At 55.9% G+C, this 20,032-nt stretch carries 18 protein-coding genes and 3 pseudogenes; 11 read left to right on the forward strand and 10 right to left on the reverse strand.

The features are described from left to right. Nucleotides 1-4: 4 nt before the first annotated feature. The 6 genes and pseudogenes from phnK to phnF all read right to left on the reverse strand — a co-directional run bounded on the left by phnK (nucleotide 5) and on the right by phnF (nucleotide 4,490). Nucleotides 5-793 (reverse strand): phosphonate C-P lyase system protein PhnK, encoded by a 789-nt coding sequence (gene phnK / locus GTU79_RS09740; protein ID WP_132922395.1) that lies wholly within the window; start codon nucleotides 791-793, stop codon nucleotides 5-7. After that, nucleotides 793-1,660 (reverse strand): annotated as a pseudogene (locus GTU79_RS09745) (alpha-D-ribose 1-methylphosphonate 5-phosphate C-P-lyase PhnJ). The gene phnK and the pseudogene GTU79_RS09745 overlap by 1 nt, the downstream one beginning before the upstream one ends. Continuing rightward, nucleotides 1,658-2,734: pseudogene (locus tag GTU79_RS09750) on the reverse strand (carbon-phosphorus lyase complex subunit); the annotation flags it as partial. The pseudogenes GTU79_RS09750 and GTU79_RS09745, both read right to left, overlap by 3 nt. Then, a complete protein-coding gene (phnH, locus tag GTU79_RS09755; RefSeq protein WP_203522069.1) occupies nucleotides 2,734-3,315 on the reverse strand; it encodes a phosphonate C-P lyase system protein PhnH in 582 nt (193 codons plus the stop codon). The pseudogene GTU79_RS09750 and the gene phnH, both read right to left, overlap by 1 nt. Continuing rightward, the gene (gene phnG / locus GTU79_RS09760) at nucleotides 3,315-3,761 is read right to left on the reverse strand and encodes a phosphonate C-P lyase system protein PhnG (RefSeq protein ID WP_203522068.1); all 447 of its coding nucleotides are present in this window, start codon (nucleotides 3,759-3,761) and stop codon (nucleotides 3,315-3,317) included. The genes phnH and phnG overlap by 1 nt, the downstream gene beginning before the upstream one ends. After that, nucleotides 3,762-4,490, reverse strand: coding sequence for a phosphonate metabolism transcriptional regulator PhnF (gene phnF / locus GTU79_RS09765; protein ID WP_203522067.1), 729 nt, complete (start codon nucleotides 4,488-4,490; stop codon nucleotides 3,762-3,764). Between the two features lie 515 nt (nucleotides 4,491-5,005). Between phnF and phnC the strand changes: the two are divergent. From phnC to phnE (GTU79_RS09785), 4 genes and pseudogenes are all read left to right on the forward strand, one after another. Beyond that, nucleotides 5,006-5,838, forward strand: a pseudogene (gene phnC / locus GTU79_RS09770) (phosphonate ABC transporter ATP-binding protein). A gap of 111 nt (nucleotides 5,839-5,949) precedes the next feature. Continuing rightward, nucleotides 5,950-6,879, forward strand: coding sequence for a phosphonate ABC transporter substrate-binding protein (phnD, locus tag GTU79_RS09775; RefSeq protein ID WP_132922389.1), 930 nt, complete (start codon nucleotides 5,950-5,952; stop codon nucleotides 6,877-6,879). 79 nt (nucleotides 6,880-6,958) lie between these two features. Continuing rightward, on the forward strand, nucleotides 6,959-7,822 hold the full coding sequence (phnE, locus tag GTU79_RS09780) for a phosphonate ABC transporter, permease protein PhnE (RefSeq protein ID WP_132922388.1): 864 nt from the start codon (nucleotides 6,959-6,961) through the stop codon (nucleotides 7,820-7,822). Then, entirely contained in the window at nucleotides 7,822-8,730 is a 909-nt protein-coding gene (phnE, locus tag GTU79_RS09785) for a phosphonate ABC transporter, permease protein PhnE (protein WP_203522066.1), read from the forward strand. Before phnE (GTU79_RS09780) ends, phnE (GTU79_RS09785) begins: the two co-directional genes overlap by 1 nt. 140 nt (nucleotides 8,731-8,870) lie before the next feature. Here the strand turns inward: phnE (GTU79_RS09785) and GTU79_RS09790 are convergent, their stop codons facing one another. Further along, nucleotides 8,871-9,482: a transglycosylase SLT domain-containing protein gene (locus GTU79_RS09790; RefSeq protein ID WP_203523113.1), complete on the reverse strand. Its 612-nt coding sequence runs from the start codon at nucleotides 9,480-9,482 to the stop codon at nucleotides 8,871-8,873. 362 nt (nucleotides 9,483-9,844) lie between these two features. Between GTU79_RS09790 and dksA the strand changes: the two genes are divergently transcribed. Then, on the forward strand, nucleotides 9,845-10,282 hold the full coding sequence (gene dksA, locus GTU79_RS09795) for an RNA polymerase-binding protein DksA (protein WP_132922385.1): 438 nt from the start codon (nucleotides 9,845-9,847) through the stop codon (nucleotides 10,280-10,282). Nucleotides 10,283-10,330: 48 nt separating this feature from the next. Here dksA and GTU79_RS09800 read toward each other — a convergent pair whose 3' ends face one another. Continuing rightward, nucleotides 10,331-11,167, reverse strand: coding sequence for a serine hydrolase (locus GTU79_RS09800; RefSeq protein WP_203522065.1), 837 nt, complete (start codon nucleotides 11,165-11,167; stop codon nucleotides 10,331-10,333). A 478-nt stretch (nucleotides 11,168-11,645) separates the two neighbouring features. Here GTU79_RS09800 and GTU79_RS09805 point away from each other — a divergent pair, with 478 nt between their 5' ends. From GTU79_RS09805 to GTU79_RS09815, 3 genes are read left to right on the forward strand one after another with little or no spacing between them, the layout of a single operon-like run. Next, entirely contained in the window at nucleotides 11,646-12,392 is a 747-nt protein-coding gene (locus GTU79_RS09805; RefSeq protein ID WP_420854161.1) for a metal ABC transporter ATP-binding protein, read from the forward strand. Beyond that, on the forward strand, nucleotides 12,389-13,276 hold the full coding sequence (locus GTU79_RS09810; protein WP_132922383.1) for a metal ABC transporter permease: 888 nt from the start codon (nucleotides 12,389-12,391) through the stop codon (nucleotides 13,274-13,276). The genes GTU79_RS09805 and GTU79_RS09810 overlap by 4 nt, the downstream gene beginning before the upstream one ends. Continuing rightward, entirely contained in the window at nucleotides 13,273-14,151 is an 879-nt protein-coding gene (locus GTU79_RS09815) for a metal ABC transporter substrate-binding protein (RefSeq protein ID WP_203522064.1), read from the forward strand. Before GTU79_RS09810 ends, GTU79_RS09815 begins: the two co-directional genes overlap by 4 nt. A 379-nt stretch (nucleotides 14,152-14,530) precedes the next feature. On the opposite strand, the gene GTU79_RS09820 is transcribed toward GTU79_RS09815, so the two are convergent. Further along, the gene (locus GTU79_RS09820; protein ID WP_203522063.1) at nucleotides 14,531-15,409 is read right to left on the reverse strand and encodes an NmrA family NAD(P)-binding protein; all 879 of its coding nucleotides are present in this window, start codon (nucleotides 15,407-15,409) and stop codon (nucleotides 14,531-14,533) included. Between the two features lie 93 nt (nucleotides 15,410-15,502). On the opposite strand from GTU79_RS09820, the gene GTU79_RS09825 reads away from it, so the two are divergent. Further along, nucleotides 15,503-16,123: a TetR/AcrR family transcriptional regulator gene (locus GTU79_RS09825; protein WP_203522062.1), complete on the forward strand. Its 621-nt coding sequence runs from the start codon at nucleotides 15,503-15,505 to the stop codon at nucleotides 16,121-16,123. A 55-nt stretch (nucleotides 16,124-16,178) separates the two neighbouring features. On the opposite strand, the gene GTU79_RS09830 is transcribed toward GTU79_RS09825, so the two are convergent. Beyond that, complete coding sequence (locus GTU79_RS09830) at nucleotides 16,179-17,183, reverse strand: Rpn family recombination-promoting nuclease/putative transposase (RefSeq protein WP_203522061.1); 1,005 nt, start codon at nucleotides 17,181-17,183, stop codon at nucleotides 16,179-16,181. 437 nt (nucleotides 17,184-17,620) lie between these two features. On the opposite strand from GTU79_RS09830, the gene GTU79_RS09835 reads away from it, so the two are divergent. Together GTU79_RS09835 and GTU79_RS09840 are read left to right on the forward strand one after the other, a co-directional pair. Further along, nucleotides 17,621-19,048, forward strand: a complete 1,428-nt coding sequence (locus GTU79_RS09835) for an aldehyde dehydrogenase family protein (RefSeq protein WP_203522060.1) — start codon at nucleotides 17,621-17,623, stop codon at nucleotides 19,046-19,048. After that, nucleotides 19,045-19,995 (forward strand): AraC family transcriptional regulator, encoded by a 951-nt coding sequence (locus GTU79_RS09840; RefSeq protein WP_203522059.1) that lies wholly within the window; start codon nucleotides 19,045-19,047, stop codon nucleotides 19,993-19,995. The genes GTU79_RS09835 and GTU79_RS09840 overlap by 4 nt, the downstream gene beginning before the upstream one ends. Nucleotides 19,996-20,032: the final 37 nt, after the last annotated feature.

Consider the following 20,032-nt stretch of genomic DNA (forward strand, 5'->3'; position numbering starts at 1 on the left):
TCGTTCAGGACAAAATGGACGACACCAGCAGTTGGGTATAAGGATGATGGGGATCGTCCAGCACCCGATCGGTCAGACCGCTTTCCACCACTTCCCCGTGCTTCATTACCAGCAGCCGGTGGGCCAATAAGCGCGCCACGCCGAGATCGTGGGTCACGATCACCGCCGCCAGCTGCATCTCCACCACCAGGCCGCGCAGCAGATCCAGCAGCCTTGCCTGCACCGATACGTCAAGCCCGCCGGTGGGTTCGTCCATGAACACCAGCTTCGGGTGGGTCACCAGATTGCGGGCGATTTGCAGCCGCTGCTGCATTCCGCCGGAAAAGGTGGTGGGAACATCGTCCAGGCGCGCCAGGGGAATTTCCACGTCGGTGAGCCATTGTCCGGCCTGGCGGCGGATGTCGCCGTAATGACGTTCCCCCACCGCCATGAGCCGTTCGCCGATATTCCCGCCGGCGGATACCCGCGCCCGCAGCCCGTCGAGGGGATTTTGGTGCACTACGCCCCAGTCGGTACGCAGCAGGCGGCGGCGATCGCTCTCGGCCATCCGGTAAAGATCGTGCTCCTCGCCGGCGCCGGGGCGGTAGATAATCCGCCCTTCCTGGGGCGCCAGTCGGGCGGAAATGGCTTTCAGCAGGGTGGTTTTGCCGGAGCCGGATTCGCCGACGATGCCAAGCACTTCACCGGGGTAAATCTCGAAGGAGACATTGCCGAAGCCCTTGCCGGGGGTATAAAAATAGGTCAGGTTTTCCACCGACAGCAGCGGCGTTGAAGAAAGGGTTGCAACATTCATCAGCGGGACGCCTCATGTGGGGGTTGGGATAACGCCAGTTGCTGCCGGCAATAGTCGGTATCCGAGCAAATGAACATCCGGTTGCCCAGGTCGTCCAGTACCACTTCGTCCAGGTAGCTGTGGCGGGAGCCGCAAATAGCGCAGGGCTCGTCCCACTGCTGGACGGTAAAGGGATGGTCGTCAAAATCCAGGCTTTCCACCTGGGTAAACGGCGGCAGGGCATAGATGCGTTTTTCCCGTCCGGCGCCGAACAGCTGCAGCGCCGGCATCATATGCATCTTCGGATTGTCGAATTTCGGGATCGGCGACGGGTCCATGACATAACGGCCGTTGACCTTTACCGGATAGGCGTAGGTAGTGGCGATGTGGCCGTAGCGGGCGATATCCTCGTACAGCTTCACCTGCATCACGCCATACTCTTCCAGGGCGTGCATTTTGCGGGTCTCGGTCTCCCTGGGCTCGATAAAACGCAGGGGTTCGGGATTCGGCACCTGGTAAACCAGGATTTGATCTTCCGCCAGCGGCGTTTCCGGGATGCGGTGGCGGGTCTGGATAATGGTGGCCTCCACGGTGCGTTCGGTGGTGGCCGCGCCGGCTACCCGCTGAAAGAAGCGACGGATGGAGACCGCGTTGGTGGTGTCGTCCGCCCCTTGGTCGATGACCTTAAGCACATCGGTCGTGCCGATGATGCTGGCGGTTACCTGGATACCGCCCGGTGCCCCCGCCATAAGGCATCGGGATTTCGCGGCCGCCGAACGGCACCTGATAACCGGGGATCGCCACGCCCTTTAAAATAGCGCGGCGAATCCTGCGTTTGGTCTGTTCATCCAGATAACCCGGATTGTAGCCGGTCAAAATATCACTCATGGTTTCCCCTTCGGCGGCGTATTCCCGGCGCAGGCGTTTAAGCAGCTCCAGCTCCGCCTGAAAATCCACGTAATGGGGCAATTTCAGGTGGGAGACGAAACCCGATGCTTCGACATTGTCGGCATGGGCCAGTACAAACTCTTCATCCTGGGCCGGGCTGGCGACGGGTTCGTCGTAATCCCCGGCCTGCAGGGCGCGGTCCACCAGCGCCATGGACATGGCCTTGCGTTCGGCGCGGCCGAACACCAGACCGTAGCCCCGGGTGAAGTGGGGCGGTTCATCGCACGGGTCGACAAAACCGTTGACCATTTCGCATTCGGTCAGCAGGATTTCACCCACCTCAACGGCGAAACCCAGCTCTTCCGGCACCCATTGCACGCTGAGATAGCCGCTGCGGATCTCGCCGGCAAACGGATGGCTGCGGCCGTAACCGCGCTGGGACGAATAGCCCAGGGCCAACAGGAATCCCTCATCGCCGCGCACCAGCCGCTGCAGCCGCGCCGAACGGGAGCCGGGATACACGGGCGGATGGCGGGTGATGTCATCCGGTTCGCTGCCGTCGTCCTGCTCGGCCCGCGCCAGTCCTTCCCGGTTCAGCAAATCGAATACGTGGGCGCAGCTTTCCGGCAGCGGATCGTCCGCCTGGGGCGCCGTGGGCGCTTCCCCCTCCGCCAGCAGGGCAAAATCCAGCAGGCGGTGGGTATAATCATAGGTGGGGCCCAGTACCTGACCGCCGGGCAAATCTTTGTAAACCGCCGAGATCCGACGCTCAAGGCGCATGGTTTCGGTGCACAGCGGTTCGCTGACCCCCAGGCGCGGCAGGGTGGTACGGTAGGCGCGCAGCAGAAAAATCGCCTCCACCAGATCGCCGCCGGCCTGCTTTATCGCCAGGGACGCCAACTGCCGGTCGTAAATGCCCCCTTCGGTCATGACCCGATCCACCGCCAGGCCCAGCTGTTGATCGATCTGTTCGCAATCGATGGCCGGCAAAGCGCTATCCCCGCGGCGCAGATGCTCCTGTAATTGATGGGCGGCATCAATGGCCTTCTCGCCCCCTTTCACTGCGACATACATCAGCACACCTCCACGTGGGTGGTTCGCGGGATTGCCAGCAACTGGTCGTCGCACAGCAGGATAAAATCAAGGCCCAAGGGAAAACGCCGGGACGGGGTCAATAAATAGTCCTTTACCGCCGCGGGCAGCGCCGGGGCGATATCGCGCCGTTCCTTGATACCCGGTCCCCTAAGGCGCAGCGGCGTTCCCTCATCCAGGGAGGCCACCTGCACAAGCACCGTGGCTCCCGACTCGGGCGAGGTTTCATCGCCACAGGGCAAGGCCCGCAAATCCGGCCCGGTAATCCGGTCATCGAACAGCGCAAAGCCGGTGCCCGTCAGCGCCTGCACCAGCGGAGCGCCGGTATGAAAACGCAGCGTGGCCTGCACGCTGTCGCTGCACAATGACGGCGTGATATATAAAGGCGTTTCACCGTCAGCCAGGGTCAGCAGCACGCCGGCGGCGGCGGGAACGACGGCGTCCCAGCGGGGACAATCGTCGAGGGTAATACGGTGGCCCGGTTCGCTCAGCGCTTTGAGCAGCAGCCTGAACGACCGCTGCGCCTGGAAAACGGGATGGGTAAAGCCGGCAAGAAGCGTCATTAGCTGTCCCCCCTTACCAGAGTAAAGAAATCCACCCGACTGGCGGCGACGGCGCGGGCGCGCAGCTGTTGCTGTTCCCGTCGCCGTGCGGCCAGCGGCTCGATCAGCTGTGACTGCAAACGCTCCCGATACTCTGTTTGCTGCATCAGGGCGTCAATCAGCGCGCACAGGTCGGCGTGGGCCTTGTCGCGTCCGGCGATATAGCCGTAGCCATAGGTACCGTTATCCAGCTGAACAACCGCCCGGGTGACGGTCATATCCCCCAGCACAAAGCGGCGGCCGGTGGCGCCCATACGGGCCTGTAGCTGGGTGAGCCCGATTTCCGGCGCCCGGACGGCGCGATAGGCGGGATGCAGATCCATTCCCTGCCAATGGTCCCGCAGCAGGGCGGCGGGACTGGACGCCAAAACCGACATCCAGCGTTGTCTGGCCTCTAAGGTATGCATTCAGTGCTCCATGGTCAGTTCAATCATATCGGCGCGCGTCAGGGTGACGGAGTATTCCGCCACCTTGTCGCCGCCGGCGCAGGTGTTGAGGGTGCGAACGCACAACAACGGAGTTTGGTTGGCCGCTTCCAGCAACTGGCTCTCTTTGGCCTGTGCGCGGCGGGCGCTGATGCGCGTCTGGCGGCGCACCAATGGCTGGTGTAATTCCTGCCGGATAAAATCGTGCAGCGAACCGCTGCGAAACCGTTGCAGCGCCGGCCACCAGAGCAGATCCGGCAGATAGTGATCGATGACGCTCAGCGGCACGTTATTCACCCGCCGCAGGGTGCGCAGGTGTATAACGTTTTGCCCCTCTTCGCAGCTCAGCGCGGCGGCGATGGAACCGCTGGCGGGACGCAGCACCGCCAGCAGCAGTTCGCTGGTGGGGTGGCTGCCCTGATCCAGCAGGTTCTGGCTGAAGTGGGCGCGGGCATGCAGGGGATAATCATAAGGCCGCATCAGCACCAGGGTGCCGATGCCCTGCCGGCGCTGCAGCCAGCCGCGATCCACCAACTGATCCACTGCCCGGCGCAGGGTATGGCGATTAACCTCATACCGTTGCGCCAACTGCTGCTCGGACGGCAGATAGTCGCCGCAGCGGTAATGGGAGCGCAACTCCTGCTCAAGCAGCGCGGCGATTTGCTCGTAGCGGGTAGGATAACTGGTCGGATGTCTAGACAAGTGCAGCATAATTAAAATCTCCGCTGACCGGATCATTCAGGTTTATTAAAAGGGGCAAGCCAGATGTTCTCGGGTTCAATGCCGACATAATGCACACCTTGCCGTGGAATGGGATTTATCATGCAGACGCTAAATGACAGCCGGGTTAATGGAATATGACGGAATCATGAACTCTTTAAGCGGGCGAATTTATTTTCTGGTAATAGTATTAAAGATAAAAGAAAATTCGGAGAAACAATCAAAGTCTCTCGGATTTTATTAATGATTAATTGCGTTTGAATGATGTCTCATCGGGGTCTAGGGAAGGGGGTTATTAGCAGGCAAGAATAAAAGACTTTCCTGTTGCATACTTACCGTGATTTTGTTAAATTTTCATCCCGGAAAAACGTAAATTAATACAATAATTTTTATCGCCGGCTGGATCAAGTCATTATTATGTCACCGGCAGGTCATCTTATCATCATTAAGTTGTCATAATTTAATCCGTTAATACCAACCATATCGCTGACCTCCGGAGAAATAATATGGCCCAGCCACTCCTCAAGCTTGCGCAGACACCCATTCCCGGCCAACAGCCGACGCGGCAACAGCAAGTACTGGCGGTAAAGGATTATATAAACATTACAAATCCCAGCAGCCGGTCCTGTCTGATATCAATTTCAATCTCTATGCCGGTGAATTTGTGGCGGTTATCGGCCGATCCGGCGCCGGCAAATCGACGCTGTTGCATGTATTGAACGGCACTATCCCTTCGTCCAGCGGTGAATTGCTGCATTATCGCCAGGAGGGGGATATTCTGGATATCGCACGCCTGACTCCACGGCAAATGCGGCGCTGGCGAGCGCAATGCGGTATGATTTTCCAAGACTTTTGCCTGGTTCCGCGTCTCGATGTTTTAACGAATGTATTATTGGGACGCCTGAGCCACACGTCGACGTTCAAATCCTTTTTCAAGATTTTCACCGACAGCGATCGCGCCAGGGCCATTGAATTACTGCAGTGGCTAAATATTTTACCCCATGCCTTGCAGCGGGCGGAAAATCTTTCCGGCGGACAGATGCAGCGGGTAGCCATTTGCCGGGTGTTAATGCAAAACCCGAAAATTCTGCTGGCGGATGAACCGGTAGCTTCCCTCGATCCGAAAAATACCCGTCGGATTATGGACGCCCTGCAAAGCGTTGCCGAAAGGAATATTGCAGTCGTGGTGAATTTGCATTCCGTGGAATTGGTTAAAGAGTATTGCAGCCGGGTTATCGGCATCGCCCAGGGACAGATTATTTTCGATAATCATCCCTCATTATTAACTGACGGAATATTGCATCGTTTATATGGCGACGAAAAAGAACAGTTACATTGATGGATTTTAAAATACAATCATGGCTTTGGAAGAATGCATTTCGGGTGGTAATCAGGGTTAATTTATTGTATCAGCGAACTATTCTCTCTCTTTAAACATAAAGGCTATTTAATGAAAAAAATATCTTCTCTGGCTGCCCTTGTGGTCGGCTCCACCATCATGTTCAACGTGGCGGCGGCCGATGCGCCGAAAGAGCTTAACCTGGGCATTTTAGGCGGGCAAAACGCCACACAGCAAATTGGCGATAACCTCTGCGTAAAAGAATTTTTTGATAAAAAATTACACGTCGATACCAAATTGCGTAATTCTTCCGACTATGCCGGCGTAATCCAGGGTTTATTGGGAGACAAAGTCGATATGGTATTGAGTATGTCCCCGTCGTCCTATGCGTCGGTTTATCTGAATAAACCTGATGCCGTCGACCTGGTGGGGATAGTGGTGGATGATACCGACCAATCCCGCGGCTATTATTCCGTGGTGGTCGTGAAAGCCGACAGTCCCTATAAAAAACTGGATGACCTGAAAGGCAAATCCTTCGGTTTCGCCGACCCGGATTCCACCTCGGGCTACCTGATCCCGGATTTCGTGTTCAAGAAACAGTTCGGTGGCAATACGGATAATAAATATAACAATACCTTCTCCAGCGTGACCTTTTCCGGCGGCCATGAACAGGATATTCTCGGCGTGCTGAACGGCCAGTTCGAAGGGGCCGTGACCTGGACTTCCATGACCGGGGATTACAATAAAGGCTATAACACCGGCGCTTTCGGCCGTTTGATCAGAATGGACCATCCGGATTTGATGAAACAGATTCGCATTATCTGGCAATCGCCGATGATCCCCAACGGTCCGATCCTGGTGCGTCATTCTTTACCGGCGGATTTCAAAGCCAAGGTGGTTGACACCATCAAACAGCTGGACAAAGAAGATCACGCCTGTTTCGTCAAGGCCGTGGGCGGTACTCAGCATATCGAGCCCACCTCTATCGCCGAATTCCAGAACATTATCGACCTGAAAAAAGCACTGACGCAGAATCGCTAATCCATGTTCGGGTCCGGCTCTTTGCCAACAGCCCAGCCGGTCCCTTTGTCTGGGACCGGCATTTTACCGGTGACGCATATTGAATACCGATTTCAACCACTATTACCATCAGGTGCGGCGCAAGCAAAAACGCGACACCCTGCTATGGTCATTGACCCTGGTGGCGCTGTATCTGGCCGCCGGCAACATCGCCGAATTCAATTTGCATACGGTATGGACCGCCATGCCGCACTTTTTCGATTATCTGGTACAGACCGTACCGATACTGCACTGGCAACAGCTGTTCGGCAATGTGCATACCGCCGGCTCGCTGGCGTATTGGGGCTATCGGCTGCCCATCCAGCTGCCCTTGATCTGGGACACGCTGCATATGGCGCTGGCCTCCACCATTCTATCCGTGCTGGCGGCCACCGTGCTGGCGTTTTTGGCGGCGAATAATACCCGAAGCCCGTTTTATCTGCGCTGGTCCATACGTACGCTGGTGGCGTTCCTGCGCACCATGCCCGAACTGGCCTGGGCGGTAATGTTTGTCATGGCGTTCGGTATCGGCACGTTCCCCGGCTTCCTCACGCTGGCGCTGCATACCGTCGGCAGCTTGACCAAGCTGTTTTACGAAGCGGTGGAAACCGCTTCGGATAAACCTGTTCGCGGCCTGGCCGCCTGCGGCGCCGGGCGGATATCCTGCATGCGTTTCGGGCTTTGGCCGCAGGTGAAACCGGTCTTTTTATCCTATAGCTTTATGCGGCTAGAAGTGAATTTCCGGCTGTCCACCATCCTGGGACTGGTGGGCGCGGGTGGCATCGGCCAGGAACTGATGATTAATATCAAGCTCGATCATTATGATCAGGTCAGTATGACTCTGCTGTTGATTGTGCTGGTGGTTTCGGCGCTGGATTACCTTTCCGGCAAATTGCGCAAATGGGTCGTCGAGGGGAACAACTGATGTTTACCGATACGCTGTCGCTGCAGGCGATACGGGAAATCAAGCAGCAAAATCGGCACATTTTCGCCCAGCAAAAAAAGGACGTGCTCAAGCTGGCTTTGGTCGGCGCGGCGATAATTATTTATTACGTCTTTTTCTTTTATCAGTACGGCATCCCTTGGCCGCGCCTGATGAACGGCTGCCAGCAGATTGGCCACTATTTTTTACGCATGTTTGTCTGGCACGATTTCGCCCAATGGCCGTTCGGCTACTATCTGCAGCAGATTTTCATTACCCTGGCCATTGTCTGGGTGGGCACACTGACCGCGACCGTTGTCGCCCTGGCGATATCGTTCCTGGCGGCGCGCAATGTCATGGTGTCGCCGCCGCTGCGGCTGGTGGCCATCGTGGTACGGCGTCTGCTGGATATTTTTCGCGGGGTGGATATGGCCATCTGGGGCATGGTATTTGTGCGCGCGCTGGGGATGGGGCCGCTGGCCGGCGTACTGGCGATATTTATGCAAGACGTCGGGCTGCTGGGCAAACTGTTTGCCGAAGGCCACGAAGCGGTGGATAAGTCTCCCGGCCGCGGGTTGACCGCTTTGGGGGCCAATAGTCTGCAAAAACACCGTTATGGCATCTTCACCCAGTCATTTCCGGTTTTTCTGGCGCTGAGCCTGTATCAGATTGAATCCAACACCCGCTCCGCGGCGGTGCTGGGATTTGTCGGCGCGGGCGGGGTCGGCCTGGTATATGCGGAAAATATGCGGTTGTGGAATTGGGACGTGGTGATGTTTATCACCCTGATCCTGGTGGCGATTGTCATGGCCATGGATAAAATTTCGGCCATTCTTCGCAAAAAGTACATCGCCGGGGAAGATATTCCGCTGTTCGGTCAACACTCCCAGACCGGCACCCCACGCAAATAAAACCTTTAATCAACACCACGATGTTTGCCTTGGTGACCATTTGTGATATAAGCCATTCCCCTGGTGCCCCAGGCCGGCCCGAAACGGATTCGGCCATGGTCAAAGCCATGGCCGATCGGGATGAAAAGGGTGGAGTCGTCTTAACGCATTGCCAGATAGGCGTTGTTCACTTTCCAGAGATAGCGTGTCGCCTGGGGCGCCGGATGCCGCGTCTGCACATGCCGGTAGAATTGATCAGGCGTCATGTCGTTGATCATGGCGATGGCCCGCCCGCGATCGCTGGAGAAGGAACGCAGCAAAGCCCCTGCGCCGTTGACATAAGCCACTGTCAGGGCGTAGCGCAGCGTCTGCGGGTTGGATATGCCGGAGAGCTGTCGCTGCAATATGCCAAGGTAAGCGGTGCCCAAATCGATATTAATCGCCGGATCTTTTAATTCATACGCGCTGGGCTGGCCGTAGCGGCCCTTGAACCGGTAGGCATCGCGCCCGGCGGTTTCCGCTTTAAGCTGCATCAGGCCTATGGCGTTGGACCGGCTGACGGCGGAAGGGTTAAAACCGGATTCAACCTGGATAATGGCTTTCACCAGGTTTTCATCCACGCCATAAACGCTGGCGGAATCATGAATATAGTCGCCATAGGTGCCGCTTTTGGGCGCCGGAACGGGCAGCATTGTCATCGGTGTGCTGGTCACCAGGCTTATCGTCCGCGGGGGGGGTTGCTTGGCACAACCCGCTAATATGAGCGCGGCCATAAGAAGTATGATTTTCGGCTTCACTGAGGTCTCTCGCGACGGGAACGTTCGCCAGCATATACAAGATTTCAAGGCAGCAAAATAAATTTATTGATTTCTAGGATTAATCCTCAAAAAAATCAGAGCGCTGTCACAGTTTATTTCTTCACCATTCCCTAACGTCGGCTACCGGCTATTTCATTGGCCTGGGCGTCAGGGCAGCACAATCAGGTCATATGCCGGTAGATAAAATGGGTTGTTATGTTATACTATATCGCTTTAATTTAGGCCGGGCATTAAGGCTGTAAGCCGCTTGCTGCCGTTTCCCCACGGGCAATTGGCACGTCGCTACCGGAGTTTTCAAACGCTGTTGGGAGGGAACTATGACCGATTCAATCCAGATACCTGAAATAGACGAACAGACACTCTTGTCCATGGATGAACGGGAATATATGAACGCAGCCCAGCTCGATTTTTTCAAACGGCGGCTGGCAACTGAACGGCGCGGGCTGTTGGATCATATCGATGGGCTGAAGACGGAAATCAAAAAGAGTAACGACGCCAGCGGCGATGAGGCGGACAAGGCCATGCGCGAAGAGGAGTTACGCTTTCTCTTCCGGCAAATCGACCGGGAAAGCCGTTTACTGCCTAAATATGATGCCGCCCTGCGCCGCATTGAAAACGGCACCTACGGCTATTGCATCGAAACGGACGAACCCATAGGGCTGCCTCGGCTGCTGCTGCGCCCCATCGCGGAGAGAAGCATTGATGCCAAGGTCACGCAGGAAATGCGTGAACCCTTGTACCGTCGGGCAGACTAACGTTGCCGGGATGTGGCCTTGCGCAGCTTGCATCCCGGTTTGCCGGCCTTAGGCAATATGCGACAGCCAGTTCTTGATATGAATGGCATCGGTGTAGTGGGTATAGGAGCCGGTCCCCCCCAGGATGACGATCAGGTAGGTATGCCGGCCGCTGGTGGTCCGGATCAGCAGGCAATGGCCGGCCTCATCGGTAAAACCGGTTTTCTGCAGTTCGATATGCCATGAGGGATTGTTGATTAACCCATTGGAATTGCGGTAAACCAGAGGCCTGTCCCCCGGATAGACGGTATAGGTCTTGTCCACGGAAAATTGCCTGATAAGCGGAAACCGGTAGGCGTAGTTAAACATCCGCGACAGGTCAAAGGCGCTGGCGGTATTGCGGGGCGTCAGGCCAGTGGGATCGTTGAAATGCGTTTGCCGCATGCCCAACTGCCTGGCTTTTTGGTTCATGTGTTTGACAAATGCGGCGCGGCCGCCGGGATAGGCCCGGCTCAGCGCGGACGCCGCCCGGTTTTCCGATGACATCAGGGCGATATGCAGCATATCCCGCCGCGTCAGCACCGAACCGATGGTGAGTCTGGAATGGGTGCGTTTCAGCACATCGCGATCGTCCGGCCTGACCTCTATTTTCTGTTCGAGCTTCGGCTTGCTTTCCATTACCACGACAGCGGTCATCAGCTTGCTCAGCGAGGCGATGGGATAAGCCTGGCGAGCGTTTTTTTCAAAGAGTATCTTGCCGGTATTCTGATCAATGACCAAAGCGGAACGGGATTGCACCGATGGTCGGCTTATCATTTGGGCCTGGGACAGAGAACTTATCACGAAACCCAACAACAACAGGGACAGCCGGATATATCCCCGATAAACTGAGTTGATCCTAAACATCGTAATTCTTAACCTGACTTTGTAGAGAGGAATGTCGTATCTAACGCGTTGGATAAACAACGTAATAGACATCTGCTGGCCGTCGCGGAGTCCGGCGGAATGCAAGGGTACAGATCCCGCAGTCACTTGTATAGTAACGTTATAACATACAAAACAATTTAATATGTAACGTAGTATTAGCTATCGTTTATTCGCCGTTTAATCCCGGCGTCCCCCTGCCGCCTTATTATTCTAGCGGCGGGGCGCATTTCCCCGCCCCAGTCGGTAGCGGAGCAGGGCGCTACCGCAAAAAAGCGCGATCGGCGCGGTGGTCTTGGGCAAAGAACCCTTTGTAGGGTTATGTTATACTGTATCAATAATAATTCGGCTTATTTATGAATCCCATTACTTTTCTTTTACGCCGCCAGGCAAGCCTCAACCTGCTTACCTCTTCCGGCATAACGCGCATGCTGGCCGCCTGTGCGGTGCTGGCAGTTCTGTGGACCGTCATTTATTGGGCGTCGTTACTGCCATGATTACGCTGAATAATCTCGTTCTGGGTTATCAAGGACAGCGTATCAGCTGTCCTCTTAACGGCACCTTTGAAATCGGCAGTTTGACCGCTATCATCGGCGCTAACGGCACCGGTAAATCCACGCTGCTTAAAACGCTTGCCGGCCTGTTGCCGCCGGTGGCGGGCAATCTGGCCTTCGCTACCGCGCGGCCGCCGCGCATCGCCTATTTGCCGCAGCAGTCGGAACTGGATCGACAGTTTCCGGTCAATGTTTTTGACGTGGTGTCCATGGGGTGCTGGCCGGCTACCGGATTGCTACGCCGCATCGGCGGGACGGACAAGGCCCTTATTCATCATGCGCTGCAGCGGGTGGGGCTGGAGGACATGCCCACCCGTCCCATAGATGCGCTCTCGGGCGGACAGTTCCAGCGCATGCTGTTTGCCCGCCTGCTGGTGCAGCAGGCGCCGCTGGTGCTGTTGGATGAGCCATTCACCGGCATAGACCGGCAGACCTGCGATCTCCTGCTGGAGGTTATCGGCCAGCTCCACCGGGCGGGGCAAACCATTATTGTGGTGCTGCACGATCACGGCCAAGTGGCCCGTCATTTTCCGCAAACATTGCTGTTAACCCCCGAACAAAACCGGTGGGGACCTTCCGCCGACATCCTGTCCCATCGGACACCGCAATCGGAATCCTGTTTTTGCTTTCAATCCTTTGATCGGGTCGGCTGATAATGCTGCATTTTTTTATTGATCCGTTTAACGCCTACGGGTTTATGCGCCGGGCGCTGGCGGCCTGTTTCGCCTTATCGTTAAGCACCGCCCCTCTGGGCGTGTTTTTACTGCTGCGGCGCATGAGCCTGGTGGGGGACGCCTTATCCCACGCCATTCTCCCCGGCGTGGCCATCGGCTACCTCATCTCAGGCATGTCGCTGATGGCCATGGGCATCGGCGGTTTCGCCGCCGGATTGCTGGTGGCCTTGCTCTCCGGCTGGGTAAGTTCAATGACCCAATTAAAAGAGGATGCCACCTTTGCCGGCTTTTACCTCGGGTCACTGGCATTGGGCGTCACCCTGGTATCGCTTCGCGGTTCCAGCGTCGATCTGCTGCATCTGCTGTTCGGATCGATCCTGGCCGTGGATATCAATGCCATCAAATTTGTCGGGCTGATTGCCGGTTTTACCTTTCTATGCCTGGCGCTGCTGTATCGCGCGTTGGTAATTGAAGCCTTTGACGTGGCTTTTCTGCGGGTGAACCGCCAGGGCTATCCCCGCGTGATTCACGGCATATTCCTGGCGCTGGTGGTGTTGAACCTGGTGGCCGGATTCCAGATCCTCGGCACCCTGATGTCCGTAGGCCTGATGATGCTGCCCGCCGTGGCCGCCCGCTGCTGGTCAGGACATTTGCCGGTGATTCTGCTGATTGCCGCGGCCATCGGATTGCTGAGCTCCTGGGTGGGGTTGATGTGGTCGTTTTACGCCTCGCTGCCGGCCGGGCCGGCCATTGTCCTGTCCGCTAGCGTGATTTTTTTTCTATCGGTGTTATTGGGCCCGCGCGGCGGCTGTGCGCTGATGCTGCGGCGGCGAAGAGTACTTATCAATGAGGAAAAAGAATGAAACGTTTACCGGTATCCTTGGCGGTGGTGATGATAATGGCAAGCCCTGCGGCGCTGGCCAAAACCGTGGATACGGTGGCCAGCTTCTCAGTGTTGGCTGATATCGTGAAGGAAGTTGGGGGCGATCATGTGAAAGTGACCAGTCTGGTGGGGCCGGACGGAGATCCTCATAGCTTCGAGCCGTCGCCAAAGGACAGCCAGGCGTTGGGCCGGGCCGACGTGGTGTTTGTCAGCGGCCTGGGTTTGGAAGGATGGATGGGGCGTCTGGTGACGGCCTCCGGTTATAAAGGCATCATTGTCACGGCCTCTGACGGCGTGCCCACGCGCCATATGGATGAGGACGGTAAAACCATAACCGACCCCCACGCCTGGAACAGCGCCAAAAACGGGGCTATTTATGCGAGAAACGTAATGAATGCGCTGATTGCGGCCGATCCGGAAGATGCGGACTATTTCCGCCGACAGGGGGGCGCCTATATCCAGCAATTGGAAAAGCTCGACAGCTGGGCCAAGGCGGAATTTGCCGCTATTCCGCAGTCCAGGCGCAAAGTGATCACCAGTCATGACGCCTTCGGCTATTTTGGCGCGGAATATGGCGTTTCATTTTTGGCGCCAGTGGGTTTTTCCACCGAATCGGAAGCCAGCGCCAGCGATGTGGCCGGATTGATTAATCAAATCAAACAGCAGCATATTAAAACGTATTTTTTTGAAAATCAAACCGACCCGCGCCTGGTGAAACAAATTGCCTCCGCCAGCGGTGCGAAACCGGGTGGTGAGTTATATCCCGAAGCGTTATCTAAGGCGGACGGCCCCGCCGCCACTTATATCGCGGCATTTAAACATAATGTAGAGGCCATCGCCGACAGCATGAAATAAAATATCACGCCTACTCTCCGGCAGATTGATATAAATTCATGACCCTGTACGCCCAAGCGGAATAATAAATACGGAACACATGTTGTTTTTTTTCATATAACACTATATGTTGCGTTTTATTAGCCCGTTGGGGCTAATATCTTGTACGTCACCGCATTGTCGGCGGGAACCATTCGGGGGCGTTTGGTATCCCGCCAGCAGCGAGGCTCCCCATGCTCCATAGCGAGGGGACAAACGGCGTCCCAATTTAACCGCCAGCACCAGCCCGGTGATGCCGAAAAATATCAATTCAGGGAATGTTATTTTCCGGCATGGCAATGACATCGTGGCATCTCGCCCGTCAATATTCTACCGGCGAGATGTTGGCCTGGCCTCTGCCCTAGTGGGTGACGGCGGGTTTCAATGTGTCCTCGCACCATTGGCGGAAGCGGGTGGGACTACCGGACTGCGGCGTGCGCTGCACGGTGTTGTCCATGCCCTCGTTCTTGGCCGCCATCATGTCGACCATGCCTTGGGCCATGGCCTCAGACATGCCGAATCCCAGGAGCCTGGCCTTAAAGGCATCGAAGGGGATTTGCTGGAAACGCACAAGTTTCCCCAATACCTCGGTCATGATACCCGCCATATCGTTGAAGGAGAGATCTTCGGGACCAAGTATCGGGACGCTGTCCTGTCCGCTCCAGGAGGCGTCCAGCAGCAAATCGGCGGCAACGGCGGCGATGTCGCGGGTAGCGCAGGTGGGTGATTTACGGTCCCCGTCGATGGGGGAAAAGAACATGCCCTGATTTTTGATGGACTCTATTTGCATTAGCATGTTATCCATAAACGAGGGCATGGTCAGCGCACGGAAGCTCACGCCGGTGCTGGCGATCAGGTCGTCCATTGCCAGCGATGCCGAGACGAATCCGGCGTGGCGGGGCCAACCGCGACCCAGGGCCGATACCGTCACCACCCGTTTGACGCCATGGCGCTTGAGGGCGTCGCACGCCGGCCGGGTGAAGTCCACGTAGGCGGCCTCGAGGCTCGCGGCCTGCATGTTCGGCGGCACCAGCCAGAACACCGAGTCGGCGCCGGCGAACGCCTGATTGACGATGGCGCTGTCCCCATGGGAACCTTGAAAAACCTCCACGCGTTCGCGGAAAGAGGCGGGCAGGCGCGAGGGATCGCGGGCGATAACGCGAATAGGTTCGCCGTTGTCCAGGATCTTTTCAAGAACCTGTGTGCCGATGTTGCCGGTGGGGGTTGTTACGACAATCATAATTAAATTCCTCTGCTGGGTAGCCAAGTAAACTATACCGTACCGTTTACTTTTTTGTTTGTCAAGGCAGGGCGAGGTACGTTACAATCAGGCATGGCAAGAAGAGGCGATGAATTACGTGAACACATTCTGTGGATAGCCAAGGATGTGTTTCTGGCGATGGGGTTCGAGCGGGCGTCGATGGATGTGGTTGCCCGGCGCGGAGAAACATCGAAACGTTCCCTGTATGCTCATTTTGAGAGCAAGGAAAAACTGTTCCTCGCGGTCATAGACCTGGTGCGCGGGCTTTTTCTCGGCAGGCTGAGAATGCCTGGCGACTATTCAAATGAACCGGCGCAAGCGCTGGCGCTGTTTTGTGGCCGCTATCTGGAAACGTTGCTTTACCAGCCCTCGATACAAATGTGCCGCGTCAGTATGTCGGAAACCAACCGCTTCCCGCAGGGGGCGGCGCAGCATTACGACGTGATGTTTACCGAGGTTGAAAGACGTCTGGGCGCTTATCTGCAGACGACGTTCGGTGTGTCGGCCCAGGCCGGCGCCGAGGCGGCGCACCGGCTTATCGGCCAGGTTATCTATCCGCGATACGTGCGGGCTCTTTTCGGTATTGATGAATTGGCGACAAGCTTCGACGGTGACGCCTTGGCGTCGGATTTTGATTTGGCGCCAATAAGACGCGCCGTCGCTGATTTGATTGAATCATTAACGAAGCAGTAGCATTAGACGGCCGCGGCCGGTACAGGGAGTCTGCCCGGCGGCGGGGGATTATTTCTTATTTAGTCAGCAAACAGTCCAAGTCCATATCGGAAAGCCCCGTCCATTTTTTAACCAGCGCACGATCCGTACCATCTGCAAGAGACTGCCGGGCTACCTCCAGCTTGCCTTTCAAAATACCTTCCTGTTTGCCTTCCTGACGGCCTTCTTGCCGGCCTTGCTGCCTGCCTTCCTGCCGGCCTTCCTGCCGGCCTTCCTGTCGGCCTTGCTGCCGGCCTTTTCGCTTGCCTTTTCGCAGTCCTTCCCGTTCAAAATGTTGTGCTATCGTCAGCATTTCTTTTCCCTCCAGATTAAGCGGCGCATGTTGATACAGCACCTGCACAAAACGCTCGATATCATCGGTTTTCCCCGCTCGCGCGATATAGGTTACCAGGCTTCTACGCAGCTTCCTTGAGGGTTGCCACCGGTTTATCAAGGTGCCGATATCCTTCACCAGCAGCGCCATATCCCGCAGCCGGATATGCTTTTGTATCAATTCGAGTAAAGCTACCCGCTTATGAGTCAAGATCTCCTTATCCGGTATGACCGAGAGATCGATCAGCGGGAAGGGACGTGTATAGATATCCCTGGCCAACTCAATATCGTTAAAGCAGTTAAACCAATCATTGTCATAAGGGTAGCCGCCCTTACGACCGCCTTGATAAAAAAGCAACGGCACCACCACCGGCAGATCTTTATGCCCTTGATCAAGATGCTGCTGCATGGCCGCAAGGCAGTAACGCATTAAACGAAACGCCATTAACCTTTGTGGCGTGCTTTGGTGCTCTACTAGACAATAAATATAGCCGGAACCTTTGCGGGTTTGCACCGAATAAAGCATATCCGAGCAGTGATGACGTAAATTCTCTTCCACAAAAGAACCGGAACACAGGGATAGTGTATTAAAATTGCAGCGCTGTCGTAAAGAAGAAGGTAAATGGATTTCAAAAAAATCACGGGCAGTGGCGGCATCGGTTAAAAACGTCTTGAATATTGCATCATGATGTGAATAATTAATTACCATATAAGATATCTATTTCATTATTAAATGTTTTCCTCGATACTGTGAATATTAACAGTGAGAGAATTAAAGTCTAATCAAAAAAGATAAAGAATGATTAAAATATTCGTTCAATAAAATATAAAAGAAGTGTTTTAAAAGTTATTAAACTTAATTAATGGAGAGGGTATTTATCGATTTAAAAATAAAATAATGATAGCCACTAATCGAACAATCCCCACCGCCGCAGGAATACTACAATATCGTGGCCACAGCGTCAGGCTTGCGCCGGCCACAATCTGACAGCTTTAGGCAATCTTGTCATGGGATTGGTCTATCCCCCTCCGCCGATCGCTGCTTAACATTAAAGCCACATCAACTTATATCCCAAGTAATCCGAGTTGCAGGACAGCCAACCTACCTGCAACTTGAAGTATGACGGGTTTAGGGGCGGAGCCCATATGAAAACGGTCAATCAGGTCTATATCAACGGTCGGTTCGTCACGCCTCACGGCGAGGAACTGTTCGATTTATACAATCCCGCCACCAAGACGGTTATCGGGCGGGTGCGGTTGGCGGACGAGGTGGACGCGCAAACGGCGATTGCGGCGGCCAAGGCCGCTTACCCGGAGTTCAGACAGACCACCAAAGCCGAGCGAATGGACTATCTGCAGCGGCTGCATGACGCTGTGGCGGAAAAAACTGCCGAACTGGTGGACAGGATGGTGGAAGAATATGGCGCGCCGCTGTCCATGAGCAGCGGAACGGTGGCCCGTGCCGCCGAGGCCTTCCGGCTCGCTAAAGTCCTGTTGGAGACCTTCGAATTCGAGAAACAGGCGGGCGCCGCCAGGGTAGTGCTGGAGCCGCTGGGGGTGGTGGGCCTGATTACCCCCTGGAACGCCAACTATAGTTTTATCTGCAGTAAGCTGGCGATGGTTATCGCCTCCGGCAGTACGGCGGTAATCAAGCCCAGCGAGATGAGCGCGCTGCAGACGCAATTACTCACCGAATGCCTGCATGAGGCCGGGCTTCCTTCGGGAGTATTCAACATTGTGACCGGGCGCGGCGATACGGTGGGTACGGAAATCGTCCGTCATCAGGATATCGCCAAAATTTCATTTACCGGCTCTACCCGGGTGGGCAAGCGAATTGCCCGAGAGGCGGTGGAGACCATGAAGCGCGTTACGCTGGAGCTGGGGGGAAAATCACCCAACGTGATTTTGGAAGATGCCGATCTGGAAAAGGCTATTCCCCTGGCGCTCAGCGCGGTGTCCATCAACAGCGGACAAGCCTGTATCGCCGGCAGCCGGTTGCTGGTCCCCGAACGGCTGCTGGATGAGGTCATCAGATTGATTAAACGCCACAGCGCCGATTTAACGGTGGGGGATCCCCGTCGAAAGAGCACACGCATCGGACCGCTGGTGAGCCAGATTCAATATGATCGGGTACAGGGCTATATCCGCAGCGGCATAGCGCAGGGCGCTGAATTGATAGTAGGGGGCGAAGGCCATCCCGAAGGCCTGGAGCAGGGCTATTTCGTCAGGCCCACCGTGTTTGCCAGGGTGACGCCCGAAATGACCATCGCCCGGGAGGAGATCTTCGGGCCGGTTCTGTCCGTACTGACCTATAAATCAGAGACCCAGGCTATTGAAATGGCTAACGACACCGTCTATGGTTTACAAGCCTATGTCAGCGGCACCGATCTGCAAAGGGCGCGGCGGGTCGCCGAACAGCTGGTGGCGGGGCGCGTTTTTATCAACGGACTGTACGATTTGCCACAGGCGCCGTTCGGCGGCTTCAAGCAGTCGGGCATCGGCCGCGAGTTCGGCACGTACGGGCTTGAGGAATATCTGGAACCCAAAACCATTGCGGGCCATGAATCATCTTGACGAAAATAATCGGTGAATCAGACGCGGGCGGGCAGGACGGCGTAACGTTGGCCTTGCTATGTGAAGAGGTGCGAGGCTGGTTCGACGGCGTGCCCGTTGAGCAGCGTTTTGTGCACACCGAATTGCCGGGCCTGACCTTTATCCGGTTTTGTCATCCAACGGAGATGGGGCGGGGATTGCTTTCGCCTTCCCTTTGCCTGGTGTTGCAGGGGAGTAAAAAAATCCTGCTGGGTAAAGCCTTTACCGCCTACGGCGGCGGCAGCTATCTGCTTTCCACCCTCGATATGCCCATCTCCGGCCAGGTGGCCGAGGCCACGCCGGCCACACCCTATCTGGGGTTGAGAATCGAGCTGGATGTCAGGGAAATCGCTGCGTTGATTATTGATATGGGCATCGAGGTTGTGCCCCGGGGGGCGGAAACCACCGGGGTCTTCGTGGATAAATCCGACGCCGAACTGCGGGATGCCTTTTTGCGGCTGGTGCGGCTGCTCAAAAAACCCGAGGACAGCGCAGTCTTGTTACCCCTGGTGAAGCGGGAGATTTTTTACCGGCTGCTGAAGGCAAAAAGCGGCTCGGTGCTGTATCAGGCGGTAGTGTCCCACGCCAACGACCGCGGCGTTCATCAGGCTATCCTTTGGATCAAGGATCATTTCAAGGAGCCCATGCGGGTAGATACGCTGGCGAAACTGGCCAATATGAGCGCCTCGGTGCTGCATCGCCGTTTCAAGGAGATGACGGTGATGAGTCCGTTGCAATACCAAAAGCACCTGCGATTGCTGGAGGCCCGCAAGCTGCTGCTTAACGGCAGCCTGGATGCCGCCAGCGCGGCATTCTCGGTGGGATATCAAAGCCCCTCGCAGTTCAGCCGCGAATACCGGCGCTATTTTGGCATTTCTCCCTTACGGGACAGGGAAGGCCTGAAGTCGCGCGAAGCCGATTATGAATAATGCCGCCGGGCGTGAAACCGCCGGATGAGTTTACTTA

It is taken from the genome of Sodalis ligni (genome assembly GCF_016865525.2).
Taxonomy (GTDB): domain Bacteria; phylum Pseudomonadota; class Gammaproteobacteria; order Enterobacterales; family Enterobacteriaceae; genus Acerihabitans; species Acerihabitans ligni.